Raw genomic sequence first — 17,323 nt, 5'->3', positions numbered from 1 at the left:
TAACTCACCATAATTGATTATAAATTCTCTTCAGCAAATTGAGCTAATCGGCTACGCACCACCCCATTAAGGTGGATGTTGGCACTGCCTTCAAAGTTTTTGAACCGCTCAACCATGTAAGTGAGCCCTGATGTGACTGGAGTGAGATAGTGAGAATCAATTTGCGCTAAGTTACCCGAGCAGACTATTTTGGTGCCTTCACCGCAGCGAGTAATGATGGTTTTGATTTGTGAAGCGGTAAGGTTTTGACACTCGTCGAGTAACACAAAAGCATTTTGAATCGATCGGCCGCGCATAAAGTTAATCGACTTAAACTGAATATTGGCTTTATCGCAGATGTATTTGAGTGAACTTTCCGTACAGTGATCGTGTTTATGTAGCGCTTCTAGAGTATCGGTAATGGCGGCGAGCCAAGGCATCATTTTTTCTTCTTCGCTACCCGGTAAAAAACCGATGGATTCTCCAATATCAGGGGTGTTGCGCGTGACAATGATTTTGTCGAACTGTTTTCGTTCGATGGTTTGTTCTAAAGCCGCCGCCATGGCTAATAATGTTTTACCACTCCCGGCTGCTCCGGTGAGAATCACTAAATCAATATCGGGATCCAGCAAAGCATCGAGCGCCATCGCTTGATAAATATTTTTGGGTGTGATGTCCCATACTTTGCGATGCATCATCCGTTCTCGACTGAGATCGCGCAGGGTGACCGAGTCTGGTGTTAAATGCTCGACTCGAGCGGCAAAGTCACTTTCTTCATCGAGAATATATTGGTTTAAATAAGTGGGTTCGAAAGGTTGACGAGCGAGCTTGTGGAACGTTTTGCCAGTTAAAGTATAACTTTCGACATTTTCCACCCCAGCCCAGAAATTACCAGGACGAGTTTGAAACCCCTTGGTGAGGTATTGCACGTCATCAATCAATTGATCGGTGCGGTAATCTTCTACAAAACGTACCCCGGCCCCCTTTGCCCGTAAGCGCATGTTGATGTCTTTGGTGATCAGTACGACAGCACGAGGCGCGCGCTTGTTTTGTAGGTGTAGTACCGCATTGAGAATTCGATTATCGCCTTCTTTATCGGTAAATGCTTTGATGGTTTCATGGACATCGTAGTCGGCTAAGATAGCAATCGTGCCCCCTTGCAGACCCTGTTGCGTTAGTGGGATTCCATCGGAAATCGCATCAGGGGTTGCATCATGAAACACCGTTTCTAACGCTCGAATCGCGATTCGGGCATCGCGAGCGACGTCGCGTTTACTGTCTTTAATTCGGTCAAGTTCTTCGAGTACGGTCATTGGAATGACCACATCATGTTCTTGGAAGGAGTATATAGCGAGTGGTTCATGAAGTAGAATATTGGTATCTAGTACAAACAGTTTCCGGTTGTTATCGCCCATAAGCGTCTCCTTGCTACTCAGTGGCTATCATTTGACAAAGCATCGCGAAGTTCTTCTTCACTCATGACATAGAAATATGACGATTTGATGTCAGTGAAGAGGCTAGGAAAAAAAGCAGGGAATGAACGTGACCTACTTCATAGCTTCAAGTAAGATTAGCGGTCTTTTTCTGCGCCGGAATAATAGAGCGATTAGACTTTTTTTGTACAAGGCGCAGAGTTCTCAATAACTTTATGTCTAATCCAAATTGATGAGGTAGTCGATTAATGACTTTTGCTTTGGGGCAACGCTGGATAAGTGATACGGAAAGTGATTTAGGTTTAGGCACTGTGGTCGGCATGGATGCTCGCACGGTGACGTTAATGTTTGCTGCATCAGAAGAAAACCGAGTCTATGCTCGGCATGATGCGCCAGTGACACGAGTGACATTTAATGTAGGAGATACCATTGATAGCCAAGAAGGATGGTCACTGCATGTTGAGCAAGTCGTCGAAGAGCAAGGTGTATTCACTTACCTAGGAACCCGCGAAGACACGCAAGAATCGGGCATCGCACTTCGGGAAATTTTCCTGAGTAACCAAATTCGTTTTAACAAGCCTCAAGATAAGTTGTTTGCCGGTCAAATTGATCGGATGGACAACTTTGTTTTACGTTACCGAGCGTTAAGCAATCAATATCAACAGCATAAAAGCCCAATGCGAGGTTTATGTGGTATGCGTGCTGGTTTGATCCCTCATCAATTATATATTGCCCATGAAGTCGGGCGTCGTTACGCCCCACGAGTATTATTAGCCGATGAAGTTGGCTTAGGTAAAACCATTGAAGCGGGCATGATCATTCATCAGCAAGTGTTATCTGGACGGGCTGAGCGAATTTTAATTGTGGTGCCTGAAACCCTTCAGCACCAATGGCTAGTGGAAATGTTACGCCGGTTTAACTTGCACTTTTCGGTATTTGATGAAGAGCGTTGCGAAGAAGCCATTAGCGAAGCGGATAATCCGTTTGATACCCAGCAATATGTACTCTGTTCACTTGATTTTCTGCGCAAACGTCGACAACGCTTTGAGCAAGCATTAGATGCAGATTGGGATCTACTGGTGGTGGATGAAGCCCACCATTTGCAGTGGAGCCAAGATAAACCCAGCCGTGCATATCAAGTGATTGAGGCATTGGCTGAACGTACCCCTGCCGTCTTATTGTTAACGGCAACGCCTGAACAATTGGGGCGAGAAAGCCATTTCGCTCGTTTACGTTTACTCGATGCTGACCGGTTCTATGATTATGATGCTTTCATTAAAGAAGAAGAACAATATGCGCCAGTCGCTGATGCGGTGAGTGCATTATTTTCTGGTATGGCTTTGAGTAATGAAGCGAAGAATCAAATTGGTGAGTTACTGAGTGAGCAAGATATCGAACCATTGCTAAATGTCTTGGAAAGTCAAGCAGATGACTTGGAAAAGATGGCCGCTCGAGATGAATTAATCAGTAACTTGATGGACCGCCACGGTACCGGGCGGGTGTTATTTAGAAATACTCGAGCTGCTATCAAAGGGTTTCCAGTACGCAATGTCCATTTATTACCGATGGTGATTCCTGAACAGTACAGTACATCTATGCGAGTCGCAGGCATGATTGGCGGTAAGTTAAGCCCTGAGGCTCGGGCCATGAAAATGCTTTACCCAGAAGAGATCTTCCAAGAGTTTGAAGGGGATGATGCGAGTTGGTGGCAGTTTGACTCTCGTGTTAACTGGTTGATTGAAAAGGTAAAAGCGAAGCGCGGTGAAAAGATTTTAGTGATAGCTTCAAGGGCAAGCACGGCTTTGCAGCTAGAGCAAGCGCTGCGTGAACGGGAAGGCATTCGGGCAACAGTCTTCCATGAAGGTATGTCAATCTTAGAACGGGACAAAGCAGCGGCCTATTTTGCTCAGGAAGAAGGGGGAGCGCAGGTTCTTATTTGTAGTGAAATTGGATCGGAGGGGCGAAACTTCCAATTCGCGCATCAGTTGGTGATGTTTGATTTACCATTTAACCCAGATCTACTTGAACAACGTATTGGCCGTTTGGATCGAATTGGGCAACACAATGATATTGATATTTATGTCCCTTACTTGCAGGGGACATCGCAAGCGATTCTAGCCCGTTGGTACCATGAAGGCTTGAATGCTTTTGCTGAAACCTGCCCAACAGGACGCGCAGTGTATGACCAATTTGCTGAACGTTTGATCGCCATGCTGGCGAGCAGAGAGAGTAGTGAACTGGATGCGGTGATTGACGAGTCAGCAAAACTGAATAAATTATTAAAAAGCCAACTAGAGCAAGGGCGTGACCGACTGTTAGAAATGCATTCCAATGGGGGTGAAAAAGCACAGCAAATCGCCCAGTCTATTGCCGAGACAGATGGTGATACCAACTTAGTCACTTTTGCCTTGAGTCTATTTGATACGATTGGCCTTAACCAAGATGATCGTGGTGAAAATGCGCTAGTAGTGACGCCTTCTGAGCATATGATGGTGCCTAGTTATCCTGGTCTACCTTATGAAGGTGCGACAATTACCTTTGATCGAAATACAGCTCTTGCGCGGGAGGATATGCACTTTATCAGTTGGGAACACCCGATGATCCAAGGGGGAATTGACTTACTGATGAGTGAAGGTGTCGGCGTTTGTGCGGTATCGTTACTGAAAAATAAAGCACTCCCTGTAGGAACCATTTTGTTAGAAATGGTTTATTTGGTTGACGCTCAAGCACCGAAAAGTAGTGGTATCAGCCGGTTTTTACCGCCGACTCCGATCCGCATGTTGCTAGATGCACGTGGTCACGATTTATCTTCGCAAGTAGATTTTGAAGCATTTAATCGCCAACTAAGCCCCGTGAATCGTCATTTAGCGAGCAAATTAGTCAGCTCAGTACAAGTGGAAATTCACCGTTTGATCACCGAAAGTGACCTATTGGTCAGCGAAAAAGTCATGGCGATTCGTGAGCGGGCTGAAAATGAGATGCAGCATAGCCTGAATGCAGAGTTGCAGCGGTTGTTGGCTTTGAAAGCGGTCAATCCTAATATTCGAGACGAAGAAATTAGCGTCTTGGAGGAGCAAATTACATTATTAACAGGCTATATTTCCCAAGCGCAATATCAGTTAGATTCGCTACGGTTGATCGTCGTCACTCATAACTAATCAATGATTATTTGTAATAAAGGCCTTCAAAATGAAGGCCTTTATTTTCGATAGCCGAACAACATGGTTAGTTACATTAACCATTTCCACCAAATAAATAGTGCTAAGAAGCCGAATAAATAGAGTAATCCAACAAGAGATAAGGCTTTTAATTTTGGCCCAACTTGTAGTGCTTTAGGCAGCGGTGTTCGGGTGACCAGAACATAATTTAGCAGCGCAAAAATCGGAGTGGTCATAAAAGCCATCACCATGGCAAAGTCTAGCATTGGCATTAATGCGGATGCCCAGAAGATAATGATCGCTAAGGCTAATGCTGAAACCACAAACATCCATGACTGAAAAACTCGTGGGGATGGTTGTGCTTGATGGCTTAGGAGCCGTTGAGATTCAGCAATCACTCGGGAATAGCCATCAATAACGGTAATGGTACTGCCAAAAATACAGAAAAAAGCGATGACAGCAATCAAGTATCTTGACCATTCACCAATGGTCGAGGCATACAATCCAACCAATTGATGAGAAAATCCGACTCCGGATTTAGATAATTCGACACCGGTGCCATGCAGCACTAAGCTGCCCAATGCAAGAAAGACAATCGCTAAAATGGCTGTCCCTATGTAGCCGACATTGAAATCAAATAAGGCGGATTGAGGGGTAACGGATTGTTGTTTGCACTGACTTTTTAACCACATTGAAGTGAGACTAGAAATTTCAATGGGGGCTGGCATCCATCCCATGGTGACAACAATAAAACCGATGGCGGCAATATTCCAAGGGGAAGGTGCTTGTGTTGCCATGGTAACAGGCGCAGGGTTGGTTGCTGCAATGAATACTGCTGTTAATGTCGCAAGAGTGAGCACCGCCATAATGGTTTTGGATAACAGATCTAATGCTCGATAGTGTCCCGTCAATAGAATCACCAAACAAGTGATGAGAATCAGCGAACTGAGTGTCGGCATAGATAACTGAAAAGGAATAAAGTATCCCAGTAAACTGGCACTGAACATCAGCAGTGCTGCGGTATTGACGATGCCAGAGAAGACGCTGAGAATGGCAAAAATCCATAGGTAAGGTTTACCGAGTTTCGCATAACCTTGGACGAGACTATTCCCGGTTCCCATGGTGTATTGCACACTGGCTTTAAAGAAGGGGTACTTAAAGAGATTAACCAGTAAGATCAAAGCCGCCAACTGCCAGCCATAGATAGCCCCCGCTTTAGTTGAGGCAACCAGATGTGACCCGCCTACCGCAGCAGCTGCCATCATAATGCCAGGGCCAAGTGCCCGAATCAGCTGAGCGAAAGAAAGCTTGGCCGAGGATGAGTAAGGGACGGTGTTTTCCATGCTTGTTCCTTATATATCTGAGCTATTGATACTCGATGTTGCTGATGTTTAAACCGATTGGTCTAGTGCATCTTAATAAGCCGGTAATCGAGGCCAATTACGGTGATTTCTTTCAATAGCGGTATTCATCGTTGTGTGGGTTGTTATTATGCGAAAAACGAGACAACTGTCTTTGGTGTTCTTTATTGTCAATACCCATGATTAATATCACTTATGATTAATCTGTCAATCATTATTTACATTGTTGTCATTCAAATTGGACGGTGATGCCGAGCTTTATCATCTCAATTGAACGGCTCCATCGCTTCTATGCTCAGTATCATTCGTCGTGAAAATGAGGCAAAAATACCGATTTATGCTGAGCTTGATGGCGCTGCAACTTTGTCAGTTTTGGGTATATAATGCAGCGTTTTGAGTAAATGAGATGTAATTGATGGCAATGACTGAGTATCATCCACCAACTGAACCGTGGATTGATGTCGTGTACGAAGATGACTATATTTTAGCGGTCAATAAGCCGTCAGGGCTGCTTTCGGTTCCGGGTAAGCATGCAGAACATTACGACAGCATGTGGAGCCGCTTAGTGGAGCGTTACCTTGAGATTCAAGTGGTTCATCGACTCGATATGTCGACATCAGGATTAATGTTATTTGCCAAAAATAAATACATGGAAGCGGCGTTAAAAAAGCAGTTTCAATATCGCTTAACCCATAAAGTGTATTACGCGCGGGTATGGGGAAATATCGAGCAGTCGCAAGGGGTCATCGAGCTGCCATTGATTTGTGACTGGCCTAATCGTCCGAAACAAAAAGTTTGTTTTGAGCACGGCAAAGCCTCAACAACCCTTTATCAGGTCGTCAAACAAGAAGAGCAAACAAGCATTGTGCGCTTATTTCCGATCACAGGGCGCTCACATCAACTTCGCGTACATCTACTTGCGATTGGTCATCCTATTGTCGGCGATGAGTTTTATGCTTCTCCTGAAGCGTTAGCTTTTGCTAATCGTTTACAACTACATGCAGCAGAGCTCAGTTTTTATCATCCGCGCAGTCATTGGCTACGTACTCTGTTCGTACCTTGTGATTTTTATCCTGAGGCTCAGGAAGAAATTTTACACCACTTTGATCCTGAGCGAAAATTACCAGACTATAAAACGCTTCCTCGACCATAATGTGAAGCGGATTTATCGTTGGTGAGTCGCGTCACCGTTTAGTTTTATCGGCAGCAAGCAATAAGGCAGCGAATCGCTGCCTTATAATGATGATGAGTGACTATACCGTTGATTAAAGTGCGGCAATAGTTGCTTTTTGCTCAGCTAATTTTACTAGCGTTTCTTGATAGCCTTCGAGTTTTTCACGCTCTTTGGCCACAACCGCTTCAGGAGCTTTAGCGACGAAGCCTTGGTTACCCAATTTGCCTTCGATACGTTTAATTTCCCCTTCCGTTTTTGCGATTTCTTTACTTAAACGTTCCAGCTCAGCTTCTTTATCAATCAAGCCAGCCATGGGAATCATCAACTCTGATTTACCGACTAAGGCGGTCGCACAGGCTGGAGTGATTTCTTCGTCGGTCAGCACGCGAACGCTTTCTAACTTAGCTAGAGCTATCAGTACTGGTTGATTCGCTGCAAGGCGAGCGGCGTCTTGTTCATTGGCAGCTTTAAGCATTACTTCCAATGGTTTACCCGGATTAATGTCATATTCTGCTCGCAAGTTACGAATGCTGGTGATAAAGGCTTTTACCCACTCAATATCATTCAGAGCTTCTTGATGGAAGTTCGCATCATTATATTGTGGCAGTGTTTGCAGCATGATGGTGTCACCTTCGACCCCTTCGACGAGAGGTTTAACACTTTGCCAAATCGTTTCTGTGATGTAAGGGATAACAGGGTGTGCCAAGCGTAGCGTTTTTTCTAGCACGGTAATCAAGGTGCGACGAGTGGCTCGTTGTTGCGCTTCACTGCCTTTCCAAAGGATCGGTTTAGTCAGCTCTAAATACCAGTCACAGAATTGGTTCCAGATAAACTCATACAGCGTATTAGCTGCCATATCTAGCCGGTAGTTATCAATGTGATTATTGAACTCTTGAGCAGCCAATTCGAATTGTGACTCGATCCATTTATCAGCCAATGAATATTCAAGCTCAGCACCAGCGGCAAAGCCGCAATCTTGCTCTTGAGTGTTCATCAAAACATAGCGACTCGCGTTCCACAGCTTGTTACAGAAATTACGGTAGCCTTCTAAGCGTTTCATGTCCCAGTTGATATCACGGCCCGTTGAAGCCATGGCTGCAAGTGTGAAACGCAAAGCATCGGTGCCATATGCTTCAATACCATTTTCGAATGTTTTACGGGTATTTTCCTCTATTTTTGCAGCCAGCTGAGGCTGCATCATGTTTCCAGTGCGTTTAGCGACTAGCGATTCGAGATCAATACCATCAATCATATCGATTGGATCGAGTACGTTACCTTTTGATTTTGACATCTTATCGCCATTTTCATCGCGAATCAGGCCTGTCATATACACGGTCTTAAAAGGCACCTGAGGTTTGCCATTTTCATCTTTGACAAAATGCAGCGTCATCATGATCATGCGCGCCACCCAGAAGAAGATAATGTCGAAACCAGACACCAATACATCTGATGGATGGAATGTCTTCAGTGCTTCTGTATTTTCCGGCCACCCTTGTGTACCAAAAGTCCACAAAGCGGAAGAGAACCAAGTATCCAGCACGTCATCATCTTGACGCAGTACCACATCCACTGCCAGATTGTTTTCTGCCCGGACTTCAGCTTCGTTACGACCGACAAATACATTGCCTTGCTCGTCATACCAAGCCGGGATACGGTGCCCCCACCATAATTGGCGAGAGATGCACCAATCTTGTACGTCTCGCATCCAAGCAAAATACATATTTTCATATTGCTTTGGAACAAACTGGATATCACCATTTTCAACGGCTTCAACCGCTGGTTTTGCTAGAGGTGCTGTACGCACGTACCATTGGTCGGTCAGCATTGGTTCAATCACAACGCCACCACGATCACCGTAAGGAACGGTTAAATCGTGATCTTTGATTTCTTCCAAAAGACCTAACGCTTCAAATTCAGCGACGATCGCTTTACGCGCAGCAAAACGTTCCATACCTTGATATTTTGCTGGGATTTCTGTGCTATAAGCATGACTTGCTTCGCCGTTTGAGTTAAAAACTTCGGCTGCATCACGGATGTTCGCATCAAGGGTTAGAATGTTGATCATGGGGAGCTGATGGCGCTTACCGACTTCATAGTCGTTGAAATCGTGCGCTGGGGTAATTTTCACACAGCCAGTGCCTTTCTCCATATCGGCATGTTCATCGCCGACAATAGGAATACGACGACCCACTATAGGCAGAATGATCGCTTTACCAATCAGATCGCGATAGCGAGGATCTTCTGGATTTACGGCAACGCCAGTATCACCAAGCATGGTTTCTGGGCGCGTGGTCGCAACCACGATATAGTCTTTGCCCTCGGCGGTTTTTGCACCATCGGCTAATGGATAGCGGAAATGCCACATATGGCCTTTGGTGTCTTTGTTTTCTACTTCAAGATCAGAAATGGCGGTATGCAGTTTAGGATCCCAGTTGACTAACCGTTTGCCGCGATAGATCAAATCTTCTTTATAAAGGCGCACAAACACTTCTTGTACTGCTTTATAAAAACCATCATCCATGGTGAAGCGCTCGCGATCCCAGTCAACAGAGGCACCGAGCCGACGTAATTGTTGGGTGATTGTGCCACCGGATTCTTTTTTCCATTCCCAAATTTTATCGATAAAGGCATCTCGACCGTAATCGTGTTTGGTTTTCCCTTCTTCTGCGGCAATTTTACGTTCAACAACCATTTGTGTTGCAATTCCTGCATGGTCGGTACCGACTTGCCATAAGGTATTTTTGCCTTTCATACGCTGGCAGCGAATCAAGGTATCCATGATGGTGTCTTGGAATGCGTGCCCCATATGTAGGCTACCAGTGACGTTTGGCGGTGGAATCATGATGCTGTACGCGTCGTTGCTTGTATCGCCGTGAGGCTTAAAGTAGCCTTGCTTTTCCCAAGTCTGATATAGATCTTGTTCGATGGATGTTGGGTTATATGTCTTTTCCATAGTGCTCTTAAATGGATACTTTGATGGTTAATTGGGTTTATCACTATAAGTGAGTTCTCTCTCGGTAAGTAAGAGAGCTTAACTATAAGGATAAATGATTCAAGGGTAATTTATCTCGATGGTTTGCAGTTGGTATCCTGCTTGGCGGTATTGTTTATACCGTTCTCGAGCTTGTTGCTTGGCTTTTTCTTCACTAGGAACGAAGTCTACCACCTCTGTGAAGGCGTTCGCAAAGGTTGTATGATTATCGGCCAAATTTATTACCAGTTGTCGATTACGAGAAGGGCGGACTTCTGGGTAGCCAATTTCAATATGAGTTCCATATTTGGGCCCTTCACCAACTAAATTATGTGCAAGAAAATCCTCAGGTTTGACTTGCCAAAATTGTTCAGCAAGTTGTTCTGCCTGCTTTTTATCACGACACTGTATATAGATTTTTGCTCCTTGCCGAGCAAAATATTGTGCGAGATAAACCACATAGTCTTTAAAACCTGTTGGCGTTGCTTGCGGGCTATCGGCAGAAATGAGATAGAAGGTAGCGGTTGTCATAAGAGTTACTCAGATGATAAAAAGGGCCAATTGGCCCTTTTAGTATGAGGTTTATTCCTCTGTCTCTTGACCACAGCGATTGAGTAGGAACTGAACTAACATAGAGACGGGACGTCCTGTTGAACCTTTCGCGACGCCAGACTTCCAAGCAGTGCCTGCAATATCAAGATGTGCCCAGTTATATTTTTTAGTAAATTTAGCCAAGAAACAACCGGCAGTGATAGCTCCTCCTGGCCTTCCCCCGATATTTGCCATATCAGCAAAAGGGCTTTTTAGCTGTTCATGGTACTCATCTGTGAGCGGCAAGCGCCATGCACGATCACTGGCTTGTTCGGAGGCATTAACTAACTCATGAGCTAACGGATTGTGATTGGCCATCACACCACTAATATGGTGACCCAGTGCGATAACACAAGCGCCAGTCAAGGTGGCGATATCCACCACACAGTCTGGTTCAAAGCGTTCGACGTAGGTCAGTGCATCGCATAGCACAAGTCGGCCCTCTGCATCGGTATTAAGAACCTCGACTGTTTGTCCTGACATGGTCGTTAGGATATCACCCGGACGGTAAGCCTGACTTCCCGGCATATTCTCACATCCAGCCAGTACACCCACGACATTCAGAGGCAGATTTAATTTCGCCAATGCTTTCATGGTGCCAAAGACCGATGCGGCTCCACACATGTCGTATTTCATTTCATCCATCCCTTCACCCGGTTTTAATGAAATACCCCCGGAATCGAAAGTCAGCCCTTTACCGACTAAGACGATAGGTTTGGCATCAGGATCTGGATGGCCTTTGTACTCAATGATCGACATCATCGATTCATTTTTAGACCCACGACCAACAGCAAGGTAGGAGGTCATGCCCAGTTTTTCCATCTCTTCTTCGCCAATAATTTTGCTGGTCACCGTCGCATAATCATCAGCTAAGCGACGAGCTTGAGAGGCAAGATAAGCTGGATTGGCGATGTTCGGTGGCATATTGCCTAAGTCTTTACAGGCTTTAACGCCAGAAGCAATGGCTAAACCATGATTAATGGCACGCTCACCTAAGCTGAGTTCTCGTCGGGTTGGCACATTGAAAACCAATTTACGCAGTGGACGGCGAGTTTCTGGCTTAACACTCTTGAACTGATCAAAGGTGTATAAACCGTCTTTGGTCGCCTCTATGGCTTGGCGAACTTTCCAATAAGTGTCACGTCCTTTAACATGTAACTCGGTTAAAAAGCAGACCGCTTCCATTGAGCCAGTTTCGTTAAGTGTGCTGATCGTTTTCTGAATGATCTCTTTATATTGACGTTCACCTAACTCACGTTCTTTACCGCACCCGACCAGCAATACTCGCTCTGAAAGCACGCCGGGTACTTGATGCAGCAGTAGCATCTGCCCCGGTTTTCCTTCGAGATCACCTCGACGAAGTAGTGAACTTAGGTAACCATCACTGATTTTATCAAGTTGCTCTGCTACTGGAGAAAGGCGGCGCGGTTCAAAGACTCCAACAACGATACATGCACTACGTTGTTTTTCAGGGCTACCACTTTTAACACTGAACTCCATGCGTACTCCTACATCTTAAAGACAAATAGAACTAAATGTTAGATAATGCATTCTTACTTGATGAATCCTTTTGGGAATCGCCTTTGAGTGTTGGTGTTCTAACAAATAGTGAAAATTTAAAAAAACAAACAGTTCAACAGGAAATTATAGTGATTCAATCAAAAAAACAAGTTTTGCATAGGTTATTTCAGCGTGATTATTGTTAGATATTTGATCCGAGAGACACTAAAAAGCCAATTTGCGATTTTTTTCGTCCTTTTTTTGGTGTTTTTAAGCCAAAAATTTATCCGAGTTCTGGCTGATGCTTCGGACGGTGAAATTCCTGCGCGGATGATTTTATCCATTGTCGGTTTAAATATGCCAGCCATGGGGCTGCTGATGCTACCGCTGAGCTTGTACATTGGTATTCTATTAACTTTCGGACGTCTCTATGCCGAAAGTGAAATTACGGTGATGAATGCGACAGGGATTGGTAACAAGTTTTTAATCCGAGCTGCGTTGTATTTGGCGATCATTACCTCGAGTGTTGCCGCATTTAACGCTTTTTGGTTATCGCCTTGGAGTCAAAACAAAGAAGCGCAATTAATTGAGCAGCTTGCGGCGGAAAATAGTGTCGATCTATTACAAAAAGGCCAATTTCAGCGTTCGCCAGATGGGTCGTCGGTCGTTTTTATTGACAATATAGAAAATAAAAAACTAAGTAATGTGTTTGTCGCTCAACTTTCGCCACGTCAGTCCATTTTACCGAGTGTGATGTTTTCCGACTCTGGTGATGTCCAAGAGCTCAGTGATGGCCGACAAGTGATTACCATGCATAATGGGGTGCGTTATGAAGGCGTGCCGACTCGAGTCGATTATATGATTACTCGTTTTGAACAATATGAAGGGTTAATCGGTCAACGCGAAGTGAAAAGTAAGGGGCGAGATTGGGAAGAAATTCCGACCCTAGATTTAATTCGTAATGCCGATCAACGCGCTCAGGCTGAGCTACAATGGCGAATTTCTTTAGTTGTTTGTATTCCGTTACTGACCATGTTGGTCGTGCCTTTATCTTCAGTCAATCCAAGGCAGGGACGTTTTGCCAAAATGGGGCCCGCTATTCTTATTTATCTCACCTATTTCTTAGCAATTAGTGCAACAAAATCGGCATTAGAAGATGGTTCCATTCCGGTTGCGGTCGGCATGTGGCCAATTAATGCCGCATTGCTGTTCGCCGCTATCATTGCGAACACACTAGATAGTGTGATAGTGAGAAGGCTCAAAGATAGATTAAAACAAAAGAGAAAGGTGGCTTAACGGGTGTTTAAAATATTGGATTGGTATATCGGTAGAACCATTATTGCCACCACAACATTGGTTTTGGTGACCTTCGTTGGCTTGTCCGGCATCATTAAATATGTCGAACAGCTCAGAAAAGTGGGTGATGGGACTTACGATCTGCTACAAGCTTTATTATTTGTTGTGCTAAGTGTGCCAAGAGATATAGAGATGTTTTTCCCTATGGCGGCACTGTTGGGGGCGTTGATAGGCTTGGGCGCATTAGCGGCAAGTTCTGAACTTGTGGTGATGCAAGCGTCTGGCTTTTCGAAGTTAGATATCGGTTTATCGGTACTGAAAACCGCAGTCCCGTTGATGATTATTGTCACGCTATTAGGCGAGTGGGGGGCACCTCAAGCTCAGAAAATGGCGCGTGATTTGCGAGCTTTCGCGACCTCTGGCGGCAATATTTTGTCGGTGAGAACTGGGGTATGGGCTCGCGATGTCAATGACTTCATCTTCGTTGCCAAAATTGATAACGAACACTTGTATGGGCTAAACATGTGGCGTTTCGATGAGCATAAAAAATTACGTCATGTCGTGTTTGCTGAGCAAGTGGATTATCTCGGAGACAATCAGTGGCTGATGAAGAAGGTAGAATTAACCGATTTTCAAAACGACATCATGATAACTAAGCAAACACTGGATGAATATTTATGGAAAACCTCTTTAGCTCCTGATAAGTTGGCGGTTGTTACCGTGAAGCCAGAAGAGTTAGCGCTCAGTGGCTTGTACGATTATGTGCATTACTTAAAAGCCTCAGAGCAGGATGCTTCACGTTATGAACTGGCATTATGGCGCAAGATCACTCAGCCTTTTTCTATTGCGGTGATGATGCTGATGGCATTGTCCTTTATCTTTGGCCCGTTACGTAGTGTGACGATGGGAGCAAGGATTCTCTCTGGCGTTGTGGCGGGCTTTACCTTTTATATCTCTAGTGAGTTTTTTGGCCCTTTAAGTTTAGTGTATGGTATTCCTCCTGTGTTCGGGGCTATTGCACCAAGCCTAGTGTTTTTAACCATTGCCGTGATGCTATTACGTCGAAAATTATAAGGGTGTGAATCCTAGCCAATAAAAGCCCAGGGGAAGCTGAATACCTCACTGGGCTTTTATCGCTGATGGTTTAACGAGTGGTATCTAATCTCACGACTTCTGTCTTCGCCCACATATCTTGAAAGCTGCGCTTTTGTGGGTCAATAAGAACGATTAGGTTACCTAATCCAAAAACTGAAGTGGCTAGGCGAATCAGCGCTTGGGTTGAGCTGATTAATGAACCGTCAGCATTGCGTAGCATAATTTTCCACGCCCTCATACCAAGTGTTTGTCCAGCTCTTGTCCAAAAGAAAACAAAAAAATAGATCCAAGTGGTAGCAAGGTAAAGTGTATAGAGCGGGCTCCAAATCGGATCGTGGCTAAGTAGTTCACCAGCATCTTGATAAGGTGAGTAGCTCATGACGTTGAGCGCAACGAGCGCTTCTAAGGCCGCAATAACGACACCTCCAGCGATCATTAAAATCGCCATTATAATCAACGAATCATATAAAAGAGCGCCAAGACGTCGAAAAAGCCCTGCTGGAGGTAAGTTGGAAGTATTCATGGTAGACCAGAGTTAATCATTCATAGTAGCCAGCATATCGGGAGTTTCTCTTGCTGAAAAGAGAGTCAGAGCACAGCATTTCGTCTTATGGCTAAATTATCAGCAAACAATTGGTTTTTTGATATTTTTTATTGCACCGCTCACTTTCTTACGTATAATGCCAACCATCAAAAGGCAGTAGCCTAAATGCCGATGTGGTGAAATTGGTAGACACGACGGATTCAAAATCCGTTTCCTTCGGGAGTGGCGGTTCAAGTCCGCCCATCGGTACCATTATTTATACAACAAAGCCTCGACGACAGTCGGGGCTTTGTTGTTTCTAGGCTAATCAAACGCTTACCTCAGTTTTCCTTTTCTGCTATCGCCTCTTTTCTTCCCAAAATAGATTCACTTTATCCGCCTTAAAAACGCTTTCATGGTTCATCTAGGGTTTATTTATCTTAGTTTAGGTTTATTTATGTTGCTTCGGTATCGATTACAGTTCGGCCTTGTTTAAAGGTCAAACTTTGATTTTAGCGAGACTGCGTTGTAGCTAGCATAAAAAATAAACTCGCTTTACGACTTGAAGCTATAGTGGTTGGTTCGGTTTGCTCATTTAATTACCGAGACTATGTATCCTGATCGATATTCATTTATACCCTTCCTACTTGAATCTGCGGCGGTATTGGCTACGTTCTTTCACCACAATCACATAGCCTGTCTATGCTCTTGGGGATTATGAGAGCCATCCGTGGCTCTCACCAAAGGCCAGACTACGGCTGTTCAAATTTATTCCAAACAAATTTGTCACTCACTTGCCGCCGACCTGCAACTCCAAGTTGTTTGGGTATAGCAACCACCTACCGATTTCTCTAAGTGGTGGGAAGGTGTTGTTTAAAGAAAGTGATGCTTTATATCTTGATTGATTGTTTCAACGGATGTCGTTGTTGTTTGGTTTGTTTTAATATTCCAAATACGAATATCTTCTTCGTTTAGCGTGATAATTAATTTACACCCCATTTTTAACGCTCTAGCATGTTGACGTTTAAGTTTTACCCCGCTAAAGTCATTTAAGATTTTAATCTGCTGATTTCCCTTTCTGATTTCATTGGCTAATAATAACGCATCAATATTTTTTGAAGATTCTTCATAAGTAATTACAATATCTGGACTGTTATTGATGTTTTTATTGAGATTTAAAGTTTCAAGAAGCAGTAATAAACGCTCAATTCCAATGGCAAATCCAGATGCCGGAATGCTTTTATTGCCAAATAATTCGACTAGTCCATCATATCGTCCACCGCCACAGATAGTTCCTTGTGAGCCTAGTTCATCCGTTATCCATTCAAACACGGTGCGTGTATAATAATCTAACCCACGTACCAGACGTGGGTTGATTATATATTCAATGCCTGATTTATCTAATAAGTAACATAAGTTTTTGAAATGTCTTTGTGACTCTTCACCGAGATGATCTAATAATCTTGGAGCATTGTTTAATAATTCTTGCATATCTGGATTTTTACTATCAAGAATTCTCAGTGGATTTTTTTCAAGACGATTTAGACTATCATTATCAAGTTGATCTAAGTTGTCTGAAAAGTATTTTATTAATTGTTCTCGGTGTTTTTTTCTTTCATCTAATGTGCCAAGAGAGTTAATTTCGAGTCTTATATGTTTTGTAATACCGAGCTGTTTGAAAATATCATAAGCCATGAAGATTAATTCAGCATCTATATCTGCATCAGGCATACCAAACGTTTCAACACCCAACTGAGTAAATTGACGTAAGCGGCCTTTTTGTGGACGTTCATAACGGAACATTGGGCCTTGATACCATAGACGTTGAGTTGTTTGATAGCACATGTTTTGCTCTATTACTGCGCGAACGCAACCACTAGTACCTTCTGGACGCAAAGTAATGTGTTCACCACTTTTATCATAAAAGTTATACATTTCCTTCGATACAATGTCGGTAGCTTCTCCTACTGCGCGTTGGAATAGAGCGACAGGCTCTAGTATCGGCAGACGTATCTCTTGATAGCCATAGCGATGGGTTGCTTTCCTAATAATATTTTCAAGCCACTGCCATATCGGTGTTTCATCAGGAAGAATATCTTTCATTCCACGTATTGATTGAATATTGTTCATTTTTTCTTCATTCTCCATAAATAAGGTATACAAGGTGGATATTTATTTCATAGCGTATTTATTACGCTATTTCTAAAAATCAAGGTATGGCTTTCTGTTATCTTTAAGCATT

Annotated in this window: 11 protein-coding genes and 1 tRNA gene; 5 read left to right on the top strand and 7 right to left on the bottom strand. The window is 43.8% G+C overall.

Going from position 1 to position 17,323, the window contains the following annotated elements:
- Positions 1-17 precede the first annotated feature (17 nt).
- Positions 18-1,394: a PhoH family protein gene (locus tag CAG57_RS10915; protein WP_161426961.1), complete on the bottom strand. Its 1,377-nt coding sequence runs from the start codon at positions 1,392-1,394 to the stop codon at positions 18-20.
- 266 nt (positions 1,395-1,660) lie between these two features.
- On the opposite strand from CAG57_RS10915, the gene rapA reads away from it, so the two are divergent.
- Positions 1,661-4,570 (top strand): RNA polymerase-associated protein RapA, encoded by a 2,910-nt coding sequence (gene rapA / locus CAG57_RS10910; RefSeq protein WP_161426962.1) that lies wholly within the window; start codon positions 1,661-1,663, stop codon positions 4,568-4,570.
- Between the two features lie 71 nt (positions 4,571-4,641).
- Here rapA and CAG57_RS10905 read toward each other — a convergent pair whose 3' ends face one another.
- Entirely contained in the window at positions 4,642-5,913 is a 1,272-nt protein-coding gene (locus CAG57_RS10905; protein ID WP_161426963.1) for an Nramp family divalent metal transporter, read from the bottom strand.
- Positions 5,914-6,346: 433 nt separating this feature from the next.
- Between CAG57_RS10905 and CAG57_RS10900 the strand changes: the two genes are divergently transcribed.
- Positions 6,347-7,084 (top strand): pseudouridine synthase, encoded by a 738-nt coding sequence (locus CAG57_RS10900; protein WP_161426964.1) that lies wholly within the window; start codon positions 6,347-6,349, stop codon positions 7,082-7,084.
- 112 nt (positions 7,085-7,196) lie between these two features.
- Here CAG57_RS10900 and CAG57_RS10895 read toward each other — a convergent pair whose 3' ends face one another.
- From CAG57_RS10895 to pepA, 3 genes are all read right to left on the bottom strand, one after another.
- A complete protein-coding gene (locus CAG57_RS10895) occupies positions 7,197-10,058 on the bottom strand; it encodes a valine--tRNA ligase (protein WP_161426965.1) in 2,862 nt (953 codons plus the stop codon).
- Between the two features lie 99 nt (positions 10,059-10,157).
- Positions 10,158-10,607, bottom strand: coding sequence for a DNA polymerase III subunit chi (locus CAG57_RS10890; protein WP_099610406.1), 450 nt, complete (start codon positions 10,605-10,607; stop codon positions 10,158-10,160).
- A gap of 51 nt (positions 10,608-10,658) precedes the next feature.
- Complete coding sequence (pepA, locus tag CAG57_RS10885; protein ID WP_099610405.1) at positions 10,659-12,167, bottom strand: leucyl aminopeptidase; 1,509 nt, start codon at positions 12,165-12,167, stop codon at positions 10,659-10,661.
- Positions 12,168-12,359: 192 nt separating this feature from the next.
- On the opposite strand from pepA, the gene lptF reads away from it, so the two are divergent.
- A complete protein-coding gene (gene lptF / locus CAG57_RS10880) occupies positions 12,360-13,463 on the top strand; it encodes an LPS export ABC transporter permease LptF (RefSeq protein ID WP_161426966.1) in 1,104 nt (367 codons plus the stop codon).
- A 3-nt stretch (positions 13,464-13,466) separates the two neighbouring features.
- The gene (gene lptG, locus CAG57_RS10875; RefSeq protein WP_161426967.1) at positions 13,467-14,537 is read left to right on the top strand and encodes an LPS export ABC transporter permease LptG; all 1,071 of its coding nucleotides are present in this window, start codon (positions 13,467-13,469) and stop codon (positions 14,535-14,537) included.
- Positions 14,538-14,607: 70 nt separating this feature from the next.
- On the opposite strand, the gene CAG57_RS10870 is transcribed toward lptG, so the two are convergent.
- Positions 14,608-15,081, bottom strand: a complete 474-nt coding sequence (locus tag CAG57_RS10870; protein WP_161426968.1) for an RDD family protein — start codon at positions 15,079-15,081, stop codon at positions 14,608-14,610.
- Between the two features lie 188 nt (positions 15,082-15,269).
- Here CAG57_RS10870 and CAG57_RS10865 point away from each other — a divergent pair.
- Positions 15,270-15,354, top strand: a tRNA-Leu gene (locus CAG57_RS10865).
- 600 nt (positions 15,355-15,954) lie between these two features.
- Here the strand turns inward: CAG57_RS10865 and hisS are convergent.
- Positions 15,955-17,211, bottom strand: a complete 1,257-nt coding sequence (gene hisS / locus CAG57_RS10860) for a histidine--tRNA ligase (protein WP_161433687.1) — start codon at positions 17,209-17,211, stop codon at positions 15,955-15,957.
- Positions 17,212-17,323 lie beyond the last annotated feature (112 nt).

Origin of the sequence: Vibrio sp. V30_P3S12P165, assembly GCF_009904905.1 — a bacterium.
Lineage (GTDB): Bacteria > Pseudomonadota > Gammaproteobacteria > Enterobacterales > Vibrionaceae > Vibrio > Vibrio fujianensis.
Note: the sequence above shows the minus strand (reverse complement) of the source record. Positions and strands in the feature narration are given on the sequence as shown.